Source organism: Alkalibacterium sp. (assembly GCF_046484155.1).
GTDB lineage: Bacteria > Bacillota > Bacilli > Lactobacillales > Carnobacteriaceae_A > Alkalibacterium.
The window spans coordinates 1-14,315 of sequence record NZ_JAWOBT010000076.1 but is presented as its reverse complement, the minus strand read 5'-3'; the positions used below and the strand labels follow the sequence as shown (position 1 = coordinate 14,315).

Annotated in this window: 9 protein-coding genes, 12 tRNA genes, 1 pseudogene and 1 riboswitch; all 22 genes and pseudogenes read right to left on the bottom strand. The window is 36.8% G+C overall.

The annotated features are described in order from the left end of the window. Positions 1-707 (bottom strand): annotated as a pseudogene (locus R6U02_RS05845) (DNA mismatch repair protein MutS); the annotation flags it as partial. A 22-nt stretch (positions 708-729) separates the two neighbouring features. Continuing rightward, positions 730-1,536, bottom strand: a complete 807-nt coding sequence (locus R6U02_RS05840; protein WP_410262684.1) for a TIGR00282 family metallophosphoesterase — start codon at positions 1,534-1,536, stop codon at positions 730-732. A gap of 518 nt (positions 1,537-2,054) precedes the next feature. Further along, entirely contained in the window at positions 2,055-3,614 is a 1,560-nt protein-coding gene (gene rny / locus R6U02_RS05835; protein ID WP_410262683.1) for a ribonuclease Y, read from the bottom strand. A gap of 295 nt (positions 3,615-3,909) precedes the next feature. After that, positions 3,910-4,983 carry a recombinase RecA gene (gene recA / locus R6U02_RS05830; RefSeq protein WP_410262682.1) on the bottom strand — a complete coding sequence of 358 codons (1,074 nt, stop codon included), beginning with the start codon at positions 4,981-4,983 and terminating at the stop codon, positions 3,910-3,912. Positions 4,984-5,096: 113 nt separating this feature from the next. Then, positions 5,097-6,374 (bottom strand): competence/damage-inducible protein A, encoded by a 1,278-nt coding sequence (locus R6U02_RS05825; protein WP_410262681.1) that lies wholly within the window; start codon positions 6,372-6,374, stop codon positions 5,097-5,099. A gap of 154 nt (positions 6,375-6,528) precedes the next feature. Continuing rightward, positions 6,529-7,116 carry a CDP-diacylglycerol--glycerol-3-phosphate 3-phosphatidyltransferase gene (pgsA, locus tag R6U02_RS05820; protein ID WP_410262680.1) on the bottom strand — a complete coding sequence of 196 codons (588 nt, stop codon included), beginning with the start codon at positions 7,114-7,116 and terminating at the stop codon, positions 6,529-6,531. 72 nt (positions 7,117-7,188) lie between these two features. After that, entirely contained in the window at positions 7,189-8,082 is an 894-nt protein-coding gene (locus R6U02_RS05815; RefSeq protein ID WP_410262679.1) for a helix-turn-helix domain-containing protein, read from the bottom strand. A gap of 235 nt (positions 8,083-8,317) precedes the next feature. Further along, on the bottom strand, positions 8,318-9,610 hold the full coding sequence (gene yfmH, locus R6U02_RS05810) for an EF-P 5-aminopentanol modification-associated protein YfmH (RefSeq protein ID WP_410262678.1): 1,293 nt from the start codon (positions 9,608-9,610) through the stop codon (positions 8,318-8,320). Further along, positions 9,610-10,866: an EF-P 5-aminopentanol modification-associated protein YfmF gene (yfmF, locus tag R6U02_RS05805; protein WP_410262677.1), complete on the bottom strand. Its 1,257-nt coding sequence runs from the start codon at positions 10,864-10,866 to the stop codon at positions 9,610-9,612. Before yfmF ends, yfmH begins: the two co-directional genes overlap by 1 nt. 89 nt (positions 10,867-10,955) lie before the next feature. After that, positions 10,956-12,143, bottom strand: coding sequence for a methionine adenosyltransferase (gene metK, locus R6U02_RS05800; RefSeq protein ID WP_410262676.1), 1,188 nt, complete (start codon positions 12,141-12,143; stop codon positions 10,956-10,958). Beyond that, positions 12,141-12,222: riboswitch (SMK box riboswitch) on the bottom strand. (Overlaps the previous gene by 3 nt.) Positions 12,223-13,037: 815 nt before the next feature. After that, positions 13,038-13,110, bottom strand: a tRNA-Phe gene (locus tag R6U02_RS05795). Positions 13,111-13,118: 8 nt separating this feature from the next. Beyond that, a tRNA-Asp gene (locus R6U02_RS05790) sits at positions 13,119-13,191 on the bottom strand. 90 nt (positions 13,192-13,281) lie between these two features. Then, positions 13,282-13,371: transfer RNA gene (locus R6U02_RS05785), tRNA-Ser, on the bottom strand. Between the two features lie 37 nt (positions 13,372-13,408). Continuing rightward, a tRNA-Glu gene (locus R6U02_RS05780) sits at positions 13,409-13,480 on the bottom strand. Between the two features lie 15 nt (positions 13,481-13,495). Then, positions 13,496-13,584, bottom strand: a tRNA-Ser gene (locus R6U02_RS05775). Positions 13,585-13,609: 25 nt separating this feature from the next. Further along, positions 13,610-13,683: transfer RNA gene (locus R6U02_RS05770), tRNA-Ile, on the bottom strand. A gap of 30 nt (positions 13,684-13,713) precedes the next feature. After that, positions 13,714-13,784: transfer RNA gene (locus R6U02_RS05765), tRNA-Gly, on the bottom strand. Positions 13,785-13,798: 14 nt separating this feature from the next. Continuing rightward, positions 13,799-13,871 (bottom strand) — tRNA-Asp (locus tag R6U02_RS05760). Positions 13,872-13,961: 90 nt separating this feature from the next. Further along, positions 13,962-14,034: transfer RNA gene (locus tag R6U02_RS05755), tRNA-Met, on the bottom strand. A 20-nt stretch (positions 14,035-14,054) separates the two neighbouring features. After that, a tRNA-Ile gene (locus tag R6U02_RS05750) sits at positions 14,055-14,128 on the bottom strand. Positions 14,129-14,135: 7 nt separating this feature from the next. Beyond that, a tRNA-Met gene (locus R6U02_RS05745) sits at positions 14,136-14,209 on the bottom strand. Between the two features lie 11 nt (positions 14,210-14,220). Then, positions 14,221-14,294, bottom strand: a tRNA-Pro gene (locus R6U02_RS05740). Positions 14,295-14,315 lie beyond the last annotated feature (21 nt).

Genomic DNA, 14,315 nt, shown 5'->3' with positions numbered 1-14,315 from the left:
TGTGTATCGGATAAATAAGAGAGTAATAAATCGATCACATTCTTCAATCGAGACTCTTCAAACTTTTCGGTGAGATGTGTAAGGGAAGGCGCTGGTGTTTCGCTAGAAGCGTGAGAGATGGACATATTCCATTTATTTTTTAATAATTCTTGTAATTCCAAGAATTCTCCCGGTTCAAAGATAACTTCTTTGCAGTTGAGAGAAGTCAACTCACTTATGGCTTCGTTTGCATCTTCAACACTGGTGACTTTCACTTCTCCAGTCGTCAAATCAGCAAGCGCTATGCCTATCAGTTGATCTAATTGCATTATTGCTGCAATGTAGTTGTTCTCTTTGGCATCAACAGTTTTTGATTGCATGACGGTTCCGGGGGTGATGACTTGCACCACTTCTCTCTTGACCATCCCCTTACTTTCCTTGGGATCTTCGACCTGCTCGCATATGGCTACTTTATGACCCATTTCAATCAGAGAATCAATATATCCCTTCGCAGCGTGATGCGGCACTCCGCACATCGGTATCTGTTCATCTGCATTTTTATTCCTACTTGTTAAGGTGAGTTCTAATAATCGAGATACTTCTACAGCATCTTCAAAGAACAGTTCGTAAAAATCGCCTAATCGGTAAAATAAATAAGCTTGGGGATATTTATTTTTAATTTCTAAATACTGTTGCATCATAGGTGTCTGTTTGGTTTTTTGAGGCACTTCTATCACTCTCTCATTGATTTCATAATTCGAATAATGACATGTCGTCATCTATACGTATGGCTTCTATTTTTTTAGCTTTGCCGGTACGGTCATCTATTTCAATATAACATCCATTCAATTTGCTTCTACCCTTTTCCGGAACTTCAAATCTCTGGGGCATTTGGGTTGTAAACTTAGATAGTATCGGTTCTTTTTTCATGCCCAAGATCCCGTCGTAAAAGCCAGTCATTCCCACATCAGTCTGATAAGCCGTTCCACCCGGTAGTATGCGTGCATCATTCGTTTGGACATGCGTGTGCGTCCCTACGACAGCAGATACTTTTCCGTCCATAAACCACCCCATGGCTTCTTTCTCACTCGTTGCTTCTGCATGAAAATCAATAAGGATGTGATCCGTACGCTTTGCAGCTTCACTTACGAGGCTATCCCCAACTCGAAATGGGTCTTCGTAATCTCCCATAAATGAACGTCCATGTAGATTAATAACTGCCAGTTCTATCTGGTTGATTTTAATGTAGGCTATTCCTTTACCGGGTACATTAGCAGCCTCGGGATAGTTTGCTGGTCTTATTAATTTTTTAGCATCGTCGATAAATTCAAAGATTTCTCTTTTATCCCATGTGTGATTTCCCATGGTAATCAAATCTACGCCGGACTGCAAAATCTCTTTATATATTTTTTCTGTAATACCTCGGCCATCTGCCGCATTTTCACCGTTCGCAATTGTTGCTTGTGGTTTATATTTTTCTTTTAATTTAGGTAGCCATTCACTTAACTTTTCTCTCCCTAAAGAACCCACGATATCTCCAATAAATAGCAGTTTCATCTTTATTCCTCATTTCTAGTCACTTTACTCATTTTACCAGTTTTATGACACTAAAATCAAAACAGACTTAATATTCGATAGATTTAAATTCACCACTTTAAATAACTGGGCCTCAAATCAAGTAGATCAGCAGCAATTCATGATTTTTCTATACTGATATGCATAATTTAATCATGCCTTTGACCACTGATTTGTCGTTTTATCCACCAAATGGCAGACTCAGATTTTTTCTGCTCGTGAGTTTGTCATTTTAACATCTAAATCAAAGAAAGCTTCCTTACTTTTTAGACATCTATCAATTAATTAAAATCAAGACTTACCGATACTTGAAGTGTTATTTATCTCGAGCCAAATACAAGTGGGCTATACTCTGATACTATTCTTTTGTTTCACTGTTTTTTTACGTGACCTCTACTTTCTCTATCTTTCTATGTGCCTTCAAGCAAGTACCTTTTTTAAAAAAACTAAAAAAACCAGTCAAGAAGAAAATCTTCATTGACTGGTTTTATAATTAACTTTTATTTAGCATATTCAATTGCTCTAGTTTCGCGTATCACCGTTACTTTAATATGTCCAGGATAGTCCATATCGTCTTCGATTTGTTTACGTACATCTCTCGCTAACTTGGATGCCATGCTATCATCCAATTCATCTGGTTTGACTATAATACGTATTTCTCTACCAGCTTGAATCGCATAACTTTCTTTAACACCTTTAAAGCTATTGGAGATTCTCTCTAGATTTTCAAGTCTTTGTAAATAATGCTCTAAGGATTCACTTCTTGCCCCTGGTCTTGCAGAAGAAATAGAATCTGCCGCTTCGACTAAGACAGCAATGACTGACGTTGGATCAACATCACCATGATGGGATGCAATCGAATTAACAACAGTTTCATTTTCCTGATACTTCATTGCTAATTGTGCTCCGATTTCAACATGCGAACCTTCAACTTCACTATCTAAAGCTTTACCTATATCATGAAGTAATCCAGCACGTTTTGCTAATTGAACATCTTCGCCTAGCTCTGCAGCCATTACACCAGCAAGTTTTGCGACCTCAATTGAATGATTCAATACATTTTGACCATAACTTGTTCTAAAGTGCAAACGTCCGACGACCTTCATTAAATCAGGATGAATGGAGTGAATACCAAGTTCAAACATGGCTTCTTCGCCAATTTCTCTGATTCGTTCGTCCATTTCTTTACGTGATTTTTCTACAGCCTCTTCAATTCTACCCGGATGAATGCGTCCATCAGAAATCAGTTTCTCTAAAGCCATTTTAGCCGTTTCTCTTCTAATTGGATCATATCCACTTAGTATGACAGCTTCAGGTGTGTCATCGATAATCAAGTCCATACCCGTTAGACTTTCAAGTGTTCTGATATTACGTCCTTCACGACCGATAATTCGGCCTTTCATATCATCGTTCGGTAAATTGATTACACTAACAGTTGACTCTGTAACCTGGTCAGCAGCACAGCGTTGAATCGCTTGAGTGACAATGTTTTTCGCTTTTTTATCAGCATCCACTTTTGCCTGATCCTCAAACCGTTTCACCATGATGGCCATTTCACGAGTTAACTCTTGTTCAGTCTGTTTAAGCACGACAGATTTCGCCTCTTCTTCTGATAAACCTGCAATAGTTAGAAGTTTTTCGTTTTGTTCCTCTAATAGATCTTTTGCAGCTTGCTCCAGCTCTTCCACTTTTTTCTGACGAGCAGACAATTTATCTTCTCTGCTTTGCAATGAACTTTCTCTTTTATCTATAGTAATCTCTTTACGCTCTAAGCTATCTTCTCTTTGCGCAATTCTATTTTCTTGTCGAGATACTTCAGATCGACGTTCTTTTAGCTCCCACTCTGCTTCTGTTCGATAAGAATGGATTTCTTCCTTTGCCTCCAGCAACGCTTCTTTTTTTAAAGTTTCAGCTTCTTTGTTTGCGTCTTCAATAATGTTTTCAGCTGTTTGTTTAGAATTAGCTAATCTTTTTTCAAAACTTTGTTTTGTAATATAAGCTCCTGTGACTAAACCAATAATTAAAGTAACGATAGCGAAGGCTATTGAAAGTATGTCCATCTAATCACCTCCGTATCATTATTTGGTTTTCCATGCAATAAAAAATAATCAGATATTTCATTAATTGATAAATATCGTATTTTAGTTATAGTACACGATGACGTTTACTTTATAAACTAAAGAAACATACTACCTAATTTTATAGTTCTTTGTATCTTCTGTCAACATTGTTTTTATTTTAGTCTGTTTATATATGAGCCAGCACTTAAATCCTATTAAATTTTTCCATAAAACAAGGTTGAATTTCGGTTTCAGAAAAGTCTGAACATAGAAATCCAACCTTATTTGTATACTACTAATCTACTTTCAAAGCTTCTTTATCTTTTGATTTATCTTTTGATTTTTCTTTTGACTTTTCTTCTACTTGGACTACTTCTTGTTCACCGACGCCGAATGCAGCTCTAACTTTTGTCTCGATTTCAGCTCTAAGATCTGGATGGTCTTTTAAATACTGTTTTGCATTTTCTCTTCCTTGACCAATTCTTTCATCGCCATATGAGTACCATGCACCAGCCTTGTCGATAATATCTACTTCAGATCCCATATCCACTATTTCACCGATCTGTGAAATTCCTTCTCCGTACATGATATCAACCAAAGCAAGTTTAAATGGTGGCGCTACTTTATTTTTAACTACTTTAATTTTAGTACGGTTACCCGTCATGTCAGTCCCCAATTTAATGGATTCTCCACGTCTTACTTCTAAACGCACTGTAGAATAAAATTTCAATGCACGTCCGCCAGGGGTTGTTTCTGGATTACCGAACATGACACCAACTTTTTCACGAATTTGATTGATGAATAAACAGATGGTTTTGGTTTTATTGATTGATCCAGATAATTTACGTAGTGCTTGTGACATTAAACGGGCTTGTAAGCCGATATGGGTATCTCCCATTTCGCCATCTATCTCTGCTCTAGGCACTAACGCCGCTACTGAGTCAATAACGACAATATCAACTGCTCCACTTGAAACTAATGCATCAGTGATTTCTAATGCTTGTTCGCCGGTATCAGGTTGAGATAGGAGCAATTCGTCAATATTTACGCCTAACGCACTAGCATATTTAGGATCTAGAGCATGCTCGGCATCAATAAACGCTGCAATACCGCCATTGGCTTGTACTGAAGCTATCGCATGAAGAGCCACGGTTGTTTTACCCGAACTTTCCGGTCCATAAACTTCAATGATTCTCCCTCTAGGATAGCCGCCTATTCCAAGCGCCACATCTAATGCCAAGGAGCCACTGGAAACAGATTTTATCTGTGTATCAATTTTCTCTCCCATTTTCATTATGGAGCCCTTACCATATGCTTTTTCTATTTTTTTCAATGCTACTTCTAAAGCTTTTGCGCGATCATCTGCCATTTACTTTCCCCCTACAATTTTAACTATCTCATACGTGTTTTGGTTATCTTCACTGTTTATATTTTAACCTTCACAACAAAAAAAATCAAGCGTTTTTCGAACGTTTATTCGCTTTAGCTGTTTTCTCCAAAACAAACCTGATTATTAATTGGTTTATCCAGTAACACACGTCTAACTAAATCATGTGCATTGAGAACAGCCGAACGCCTGTTTTTATTTCGTTTATGCCCAAAATGAAACTGTTTAGCAAAAGCTTTCTTGTCTTTGTATGAAAGACCAATCCATACAGTCCCTGGATTCTGATTTTCTAACGAAGCTGGACCGGCTACACCCGTTAAGCCTACACCGATATCAGCGTCAAACATCTTTCTTGATTTTTCTGCCATCTCAATCGCACATTCTGGACTCACTACTCCGAATTTATTAATCGTCTCTCTAGTCACTTTCAGCACTTTATTTTTTTTGTCAGAACTATACGTGACTATGCCTCCTTCAAGTACCGATCCAACTGGCATATCAGAAGTAATTGAGCTCATAAATGCGCCTCCAGTCAAGCTTTCTGCAGCTGTAATAGTCAATTCTTTTTCCAAAAGCAAGTCTCTTACTACTTCATTTAATCTCTTTTCTCCATAAGCAAAGAAATAATCTGATAACGGATCAGTAATGCGTGATTCTATTTTATCAATTGCTTTATTTCCTTCTTCTTCTGTTTTTGCTTTTGCAGTTACTCTTACAATAATCTCACCTTCAGTTGCATATATAGCAACTGTTGGGTTTGTTTGTTCTTTAATTACAGATTCGATTTTTTCAGCTAATTGTGCTTCCGTTATACCAAAAAATCTCAATACCCGTGATACCAAAACCTGGTCAATTAAAATCCGCTTAATTAATTCATCTTTCAGATGATCCTTTACCATAGGTTGAAGTTCGTTCGGTGGTCCTGGTAATAAAACGTAGTGATGGTCGTCGTGATCCAATATCATTCCTACTGCTAAACCTGTATCATTTTTCAATGGTATTGACTCGGCTAATATTAGAGCTTGCAATTGATTATTTCCAGGCATTTCAAAACCTGAATTTTTATGGTAGGTAATAATCTTGGCTTCTGTTTCTTCATGCAGTATTAAGTTTACATCTAAATAATCAGAGAGTGTCTGTTTTGTAATATCATCTTCCGTTGGTCCTAAACCACCTGATAATACAATCAAGCTTACACGCTCTTCTGCGTCTTTAATAGCTTCCTTTAAGCGGTCCGGATTATCGCCTACAGTTACTTGATGAAAAACTTCTATGCCTAAAGCAGCTAATTCTCGTGATAAAAAAGCAGCATTTGTATTAACTACTTGTCCTAATAAAAGTTCCGATCCAATTGAAATGATTTCAGCTCGCACAGTGATCCCTCCTATTATAACTATTCACCAGTTAAATAAATTCTCACTTTTTTATTTTAACATATGCCTTTTTTTTGCGGATTTTAACTATAAATAATTAAAAAGCTTAAAAAGTTAGATTAAACTTCTTAAGCTTTCTGATTAAGTTGTGAATTCAGCTTGAAAATGTTCCTTTAAAGACAAATCGTGCTTCGTAAAAATATAAATACCCAGAATAAATAGTGAAAAACAGACAAATATATAAAAATACTGTACCTAATGGTATTCCAGTGAAGGCAATGGGGAAATCGTCAAGAAATAAAAATATGATAGCCAGCATTTGAGTATTTGTTTTTATTTTTCCGGGCCAGGCTGCTGCCATGACTTGACCACCCTGTTCTATTAATAATAGGCGTAAGCCGGTAACTGCCAACTCACGGGAAACAATAACCGCTACAATCCAGGCTGGTGCTAATGAAAATTCTATCAGAAACACTAAAGCAGTCATGACTAACATTTTATCTGCCAGAGGATCTGCAAATTTACCGAAATTGGAGACAATATTCATCTTTCTGGCCAAATACCCATCCAGCCAATCAGTAAAACTAGCTACCGAAAAGACCAGTGCGGCAATTAAATGATTGAGTTCAATACTAGATGACAAAACTTCTATGGTTCCCCAATCAGACGGAATAATTAATATAATTATAAATATAGGTATTAAAAATATACGAAAAAGAGTTATTTTATTTGGTAAATTCACACTAAAAACCTCCAGATTCCTAAAAAAAAGACCAGTTGTCAAGTCATTAAACACTGGTCAAAATTTATTTGTTTATTCAAATTCTAAAAACACTTCTTGTCGAACGGCTTCGTTCCCTGAAGATTTATAAGGGATTTCCTGATCATTCAACAGAATACTGGTTACCGATGCGTTACCTACAACAATAGAAATATCTGAGGCTGAATCATCAAAAATAGCCGTAAGTGAATTGCCGTCACTTATTAGTCCCTGTTCCACACTTTCTCCATCAACACTTATGCTTACCCAGGAATCTCCACCTTCAGATGTCAAAACCACTTGCTGTTCAGATGGACGAGGACCAGATATTAAATAGGTTGTGGCTATATCGGTGCTTGTCGTTTCATCTATTACTTGCTCTTCATTAATTTCTTCTTCATCATCAGAATTTTCTTCTTGATCCGCTATATCATCTTCAGTCGTTGCCTCTTCTTCATCTTTTTCGGCGGTTGCCTCTTCATTATCATCTACTTCAATGACCGTCGCTGACTCATCTTCATTAATAAACGAGTCGAAATCAGAATTATCAACTGTTGTAATAGCTAAATAAATAGCAAATATTATAGCTATCACTAATAAAATTATGAGCAGCGTCGGTAAACTGTCTCTCAGAGTGGCAACAAACCCACTTTTTTTAATTTTTGATCGTGTTTGAGTTTTATCAACACTTTTTGTGTAGCTCGTATTTTGGGTCTGAGGTAAAGTATCCATATGTTCTTGGACTAAATCTTCGCCATTCAAACCGACAGAATCAGCATATTGCTTTATAAACGCCCGTGCGTAAAAATCCCCCGGTAATACTTCCAGTTTACCCTCTTCTACGGCAATTAAATATCTTTTTTGTATTTTAGTCATTTGTTGTAAATCATCTAAGGTATATCCCTTAGCTTTTCTCGCTTCTTTAAGCTTATCTCCTATTTCGTTCACTCAATTTCACCTACCTAGCATAATTCTTTTGCAAAATGTATAGTTCGATTCAATATTTCAGGTTATAAAAATTTCATTTTAACTGATACCTAACTGTAAAAGTATACCACACGAAATAAAGTGAGTATAGAGTATCAGCAGGATTATAATTAAAGGCCAATAATTTTTCCGTAAATGTCATTTTCATTTATAAAAAGATTATTTATTGATTTTCAAGTCATCCTATTCGCTTCATTTAATTGTTTTGTGGTTTAACTGAGAACACCGACATTACTTCTTTTTTAAAATAGTCATGTGCTATTCTTTTAACTTCTTCAAATGTTATAGACTCCAGTATGGATAAGCTATCAAAAATCGTGATTTCTTCATAGGGTAACTCCACAAAATGCTGTGCAATAACTTCTAATGAATTTAAAGCTTGAATATACTGTCCAGTTAATTTTTTCTTGATCAGAGAAAAATGTTCAAATGTCATATCTTGACTCCCTTGAGTGTTGAGCAAAACATGTTTGATACTCGAAGCTAAGTCTTCAGGAAATTTACTATCTCCGCCTATACTGACATAGTCAAAACTTCTTTCAAAAATATACTCATAACTGAAACTATCATCAATTAACTCATCATTATACAAAGATAAGTATGTAGACGATGTGTCACCAAAAAGCAAGTCCAGCATGATCTCCATTTTAATTATATGTCGAAAAGCTGCTTTTTCTTCTAAGTTGTATTTGTCGCCTTTCACACCTACTAATACTTTAGGTATGTTTACCGGTAACTTTGTTTCTCTATATTTAAGAATATCGATGTCAGCCTCATCAGGAACTGAACGATCTATAGATACAGCAGGAGGGAAAAATTTTGATTCCTGATTTTCTTTGATGTATTCCATGGCATCATCCGGGTTTAAATTCCCTATTAAGATAATCTGAAGATTACTAGGATGATAGAAGGTATCATAATTTGCTATTAGCATATCAACATCAATAGACTGAATACTTTCAACTGTTCCAGCCACGTCCATCCGTAGTGGATGCTTAGGATATAAATTTTCAATCAAACCTATGGATAAATTCCAGTCAGGATCATCTTTATACATCTGTATTTCCTGAGTAATAATGCTCTTCTCATCTTCCACTGAACTATAAGTGAAATAAGGAGTCTGAACAAAGTCCAAAAGAGTCTCAATATTCTGTTGTAAGTTAGCTGTAAAAGAACACATATAAGCTGTTTTCGTATTGCTCGTAAACGCATTTACTGACGCTCCCTGAGAAGAAAATATATTTGAAACATCACCATCTTCAGTTTCAAATAGTTTATGCTCCAAAAAATGTGCGATACCATAGGGAAAGGATCTGTATTCATATTCCCCCCTTGTAATGAACGTTCGATCCACAGAACCAAAATCAGCAAATAGTACAGCGTATATTTTTTTATACTCTTTCTTTGGTATTAATTTTACTTGCAACCCATTCCCCAATTTTTCAGTGTAAATCTTTTCTTCTAAGTGCTTATATACTTTGATGTCCACTATTTATTCTCTCCAATTAATATATAGGTTGCTTTAAGTTCGATTAATCGAGCTAAATCGATAATTTCTTCTTTTGACACTGAGTCTAGCTTATCAACCCACTCGTCTAGTGACAAGTGCTCTTGTCCGATCAATGCTAAACTGTAGGCTCTCTCCACCATAGAATATGAAGTATCATCAATTTGGAACAATTCGTTTTTTATCACTTCTTTTGTCAGCTCTACTTCTTTTTCTGAGAAACTACCATTTTTCATTTCTTCTAATTGCTTCAATATTATTGATTGTGTGTTAGCAACTTCTTCACTTTCAATACCTGCGTAAATAGATAACAAACCTCTGTATACATCAACTTCACTCGAAATAGAATAAGCTAAATTTTCTTTTTCTCTGACGATTTGGAATAATTTAGAATGCGGCATAGCACCAAAAAGGCCATTAAAAATTAATCCCGCATAATAATACTCAGCATGATAATATATTGGTGTTTTTAACCCCATCGTTAGTATTGTTTGGTTGATCTCTTGCATTTCTACTTTTTGAGCAACTGGCTTCTTTTCTTTATTTTCATAAAAAGGATTCTCACTTCTAACAGCACGAGGCTCAAAATCAAACGGGTGTAACGTTCGTAAAACACTCGTCTCTGTTACGTTCCCTACTACATAAATATCTAATTGATCTTCATTCAGCATCTCTAGATATGTATCAAATAGACTAGCGGGAGTAATATCTTTTAGATCGGACTCTTGACCATAACTTGTCAGCTGTTGTTCTCTCGTGTCAAAATACAGATTATTGAGCTTGTCTTCAGCATATATTGTTTTGTCATCATACCGTGATGCGAATTCATCTCTCAATTTATCCACTTCTCTAAAGAAAGTTGTTTCGTGAAAACATCCATTAAAAACATTAGGGAAAAAGATAACCTGATATAAAAATTTCATCACCTCGTCGAATATTCCCGTCTCATTTATAATTTTTTCATCAACACATTCCATATTCAATGACAACACATGATACTTTCCATATCTAGTAACGTCTGTAAAAAAATTAGCTCCGTATAATTCACCGAGCCGTCTTCTGAAATCAATTTGAGTTGGATAATGCTCACTATTGATATCCATTATATTCGCTAAGAGAGCGCGCTTAGTCACTTTTTTTTCTTGAAGCAGGGTTTTGAATCTAAATTGGATAGAGATTGTTTTAAACTTTTTTGTGGGTAGAATATGTAAATGTATCCCTTCTCTAAGTTTTACCATTTTATTCCTCCATGATGCATATTAATTCATACATTTAAAAATGATATAAAAATACAGGATTTCAAAAGAAATCCTGTATTTTTATCACTTTATTTAACAAACTCTACTAATTGCTCAACTTTATCTGTTTCTTCCCATGGTAACTTGATATCTGTCCTGCCAAAATGACCATAAGCAGCTGTTTGTTTATAGATCGGTCTTTTTAGATCGAGCATTTTAATAATTCCTGCTGGTCTTAAATCAAATATATGTCTTATAGCGTTAATCAATAGTGTGTTTGAAACTTTACCTGTTCCAAATGTATCAACGGAAATGGATACCGGTTGCGCAACCCCAATGGCATAAGCCAGTTGAACTTCTACTTTATCAGCCAAATCAGCTGCAACAATATTTTTAGCAATATATCTTGCTGCATAACTGGCGGAACGATCAACTTTAGTAGCATCCTTACCAGAGAAGGCTCCACCACCATGACGAGCATATCCACCATATGTGTCTACTATAATTTTTCTGCCTGTCAATCCGGCATCTCCTTGTGGTCCTCCTATTACAAAGCGACCTGTAGGATTGATATAATACTTTGTGTCACCATCCAAATATTCTTCTGGAATGACTGCCTTAATTACTTTTTCTATTATATCTTCTCTTAATTGTGTATTCGGTACATCCGGATGATGCTGAGTACTAATTACAATTGCATCTACACGGAAGGGTCTATCATCTTCCCCGTACTCTACTGTAACTTGTGCTTTACCATCTGGTCTCAGATAGCTGAGTTCTTTATTTTTTCTTACTGTTGCCAGCTGCTTTGTTAATTTATGACTTAAAGATATAGGAAGTGGCATTAACTCCTCTGTTTCATTAGTAGCATAGCCGAACATCAATCCTTGATCTCCAGCTCCGGTTTTATCCAGTTCATCATGAACTTCTGACTTGTATTCAACAGAATCATCGACACCCACCGCAATATCCGGTGATTGATCATCAATAGAGACAAGGACAGCACACGTATCAGCATCAAAGCCATATTTTGCACGTGTATAGCCGATTTCTCTAATCGTATCTCTAGCAACTTTTTGCATGTCTACATAAGTTTCTGTCCGGATTTCGCCGGCAATTAAAACTAATCCAGTTGTAACGATTGTTTCACAAGCCACACGAGCATCCGGATCTTTAGCTAATATATCATCCAAAATTGCATCACTAATTTGATCAGCTATTTTATCAGGATGTCCTTCTGTTACTGATTCTGATGTAAATAATCTTTTTTCTGTCATTATTATTCCCCCTTATTTTCGCGGTTACAAGGCTTCCGACCGGTTGTGGCCGTCCTATCGGGAATTCTTTGTAAACCTCTATCATTTTAACATATAACAATCAAAGAATCATTGAAATTCGTAGAATCTTCTTCCAACAAGCTTATCTCCTATTCATTCTATATCTATGGTAGAATCATAGATAATACTATTTTAATGAAAGTAGTGGTTGAGTGACGGACTATAACACTTTTTCCAGAACAGACAAGTTTTATCCAATAAATTCCAGCATAATTGGTGTTTTTTTCGCACAATTTCTTACTGATATAACTTTTCTTCCCATATTGGGATTAGCAATATGGATATATGCTAATATATCATTAAGAAATCACTGGCTTAAAGAAAATAACTCACCATTACATCTAAAAGGAGAATTAATACTTTCAATCTTCTTAAATATCGGAATCATGTTCTATTTCAGTGTAAGTTACTCATTACTTATACTTCCGATTCTTCTTATTATATCTTTTTTTATACAAACAAAGTTTATTTTTATTCATTTTAATTTCAATAATACATATACTTTCCTGTATACATATGTGCTTATGATAATATTTAACATTCTCTCGTATTACTTCCAATTGCGTTATTTATCACTGTCAATATCATTGAATATTTTTTTAACGATCACCATTATTTTTTTCTTATTTAAACTAATTCAAAAATACCTGAAACACTATACTACTAAATAAGAAACGAGAAAATAAAAGAGAGACGTTAGGAAATGGCTATTATACCATTACCTAACGTCTCTTATATCTGTTCGAATGTAGTACAGTGGATAAGAAGAACTGTCCTTCCGACCACAGACTTTTAAGCTGCTGTTTCAACACTAAAATACATCCGCATAAGGAATGGCGCAGGACAGAGTCGAACTGCCGACACACGGAGCTTCAATCCGTTGCTCTACCAACTGAGCTACTGCGCCAAAAAAAGCGGTCCCGACGGGATTTGAACCCGCGATCTCCTGCGTGACAGGCAGGCGTGATAACCGCTACACTACGGGACCTAGCTAAAAAAATATGTAAGTAACACTGTTTTGAACTATCGTCCACGTACAATATGTCCGTAAACGCTAAAGTGTCAATAGCCACTACAAAGGAGGATGTGGGATTCGAACCCACGCGCGTTTTGACACGCCTGACGGTTTTCAAGACCGTTCCCTTAAGCCGGACTTGGGTAATCCTCCATGTGAAAATAATAAACAACACCTAAGTGTTGTTTGATGACCCCTACGGGATTTGAACCCGTGATTCCGCCGTGAAAGGGCGGTGTCTTAACCACTTGACCAAGGGGCCTAAAATATAAAAAAACGGAGAAGGAGGGATTTGAACCCTCGCACCGGCGAAACCGGCCTACACCCTTAGCAGGGGCGCCTCTTTAGCCACTTGAGTACTTCCCCATACCAATAATAATATCGGTATAAATGGGCCTAAGTGGACTCGAACCACCGACCTCACGCTTATCAGGCGTGCGCTCTAACCAGCTGAGCTATAGGCCCTAAATGAATTTCTTTATACAATTTGTATAAAGCGGGTGAGGAGAATCGAACTCCCGACGTCAGCTTGGAAGGCTGGGGTTTTACCACTAAACTACACCCGCATATTTTTTCTAAACGGTCCCGACGGGATTTGAACCCGCGATCTCCTGCGTGACAGGCAGGCGTGATAACCGCTACACTACGGGACCATGCATATTCAAACAATTCAAGTTTACACTGTGGGATTTACCCAAGCATGCCTTAGTTGTACCTTGCTAAAAAGAATACAAACATGGTGATTGCGGAGGCAGGACTTGAACCTGCGACCTCCGGGTTATGAGCCCGACGAGCTGCCAACTGCTCTACTCCGCGATAATAGTAAATGATTAAAATGGACCTTGCAGGACTCGAACCTGCGACCGAACGGTTATGAGCCGTTTGCTCTAACCAACTGAGCTAAAGGTCCGCTTTAATAGCGGCGGAGGGAGTCGAACCCACGACCTCACGGGTATGAACCGTTCGCTCTAGCCAGCTGAGCTACACCGCCATTTTAACAAATCGGGAAGACAGGATTCGAACCTGCGCCCCCCTGGTCCCAAACCAGGTGCTCTACCAAGCTGAGCTACTTCCCGTATTCTTTATTATATTACATG

Bases quoted from the DNA above. Each gene is read 5' to 3' on its own strand.
- R6U02_RS05840 (WP_410262684.1), bottom strand. From the start codon at position 1,536: ATGAAACTGCTATTTATTGGAGATATCGTGGGTTCTTTAGGGAGAGAA.
- rny (WP_410262683.1), bottom strand. From the start codon at position 3,614: ATGGACATACTTTCAATAGCCTTCGCTATCGTTACTTTAATTATTGGT.
- recA (WP_410262682.1), bottom strand. From the start codon at position 4,983: ATGGCAGATGATCGCGCAAAAGCTTTAGAAGTAGCATTGAAAAAAATA.
- yfmF (WP_410262677.1), bottom strand. From the start codon at position 10,866: ATGGTAAAACTTAGAGAAGGGATACATTTACATATTCTACCCACAAAA.
- metK (WP_410262676.1), bottom strand. From the start codon at position 12,143: ATGACAGAAAAAAGATTATTTACATCAGAATCAGTAACAGAAGGACAT.